This is a genomic window from Saccharothrix sp. NRRL B-16314 (assembly GCF_000716595.1).
GTDB lineage: Bacteria > Actinomycetota > Actinomycetes > Mycobacteriales > Pseudonocardiaceae > Actinosynnema.
This window is the reverse complement of record NZ_JNXC01000089.1, coordinates 1-921: the sequence shown is the minus strand read 5'-3', so window position 1 is coordinate 921 and position 921 is coordinate 1. Positions and strand designations below refer to the sequence as shown.

Genomic DNA, 921 nt, shown 5'->3' with positions numbered 1-921 from the left:
CGGTGTGGTTATGACCTGGATGCGTATCGGGCTTTGGTGCGGGCGAATCCGGCGGAATTCAAGCAGTGGGTGGCGCAGGTGGAGTTGTTCCTGCCGTCGGTCACACCGACCGGGCAGCCGCTGCCGCCGCTGTACCGGGCTGCCGGTGCCGCGCTGGTGGAAGGCGTGTTGTCGGAGGGGCATCTGCGAGAGTTGGCGCGGGCGTTCACGACCCTGAAGTTGCCGGACTGGTCGGAGGAGGTCCTGGTCGAGGCGGCCGGGTCGGTGGAGCCGAAGGTGGTCCGCCAACTCGCCGACCGCATCCGCGACCGCGTCGAGCAGGACTCGATCGACGAACTGGACGAGCCTGCGGCCGAACCTGCCGATGTGTTGTACGTGCGGGATCTGCCGGGTGGTCGGGTGGAGTTCTGGGGTGAGGTGTCGGCGGAGACCGGGGCCCGGTTCACCGCGATGCTGGAGCCATTGGCGACGCCGCGTCCGGAGGGTCCGAAGGACCGGGCGCACCGGTTCGGCGAGGCTTTCGCCGACGTGATCTCGCTGGCATCGCGGTCCGGTGACCTGCCGTCGGAGGCGGGGGAACGTCCGCACATCAGCGTGACGGTGGACTTCGAGACGTTGCGGCGGGGTGTGGGGCACGCGGTGTTGGACGGCGACCGTTACCTGAGTGCGGCGCAGTCTCGGCGGATCGCGTGCGACGCGAAAGTTCTCCCCGTGGTGATGGGTGGCGATTCCGAGGTGGTGGATTTGGGGCGGACGAAGCGGACGGTGAGTGTCGCGCAGCGGAAGGCGCTGCATGCCCGGGATCGGGGATGTGCTTTTCCTGGGGTGCGCCACGAGGCGCTGTCAACCAATGTGGAGGTGAAAGACCTGCACCGCTGTTATGTCGCACCATAATAGTGATAGCTGAGGGCAGTCTGATCC

The 921-nt window shown here is 67.2% G+C and carries 1 protein-coding gene; it reads left to right on the top strand.

Annotation, left to right across the window (positions count from 1 at the left end; translation table 11 throughout):
• A partial coding sequence (locus OQ02_RS41805) for a DUF222 domain-containing protein (RefSeq protein WP_156077620.1) occupies positions 1–894 on the top strand: 894 nt, incomplete at its 5' end.
• Positions 895–921: the final 27 nt, after the last annotated feature.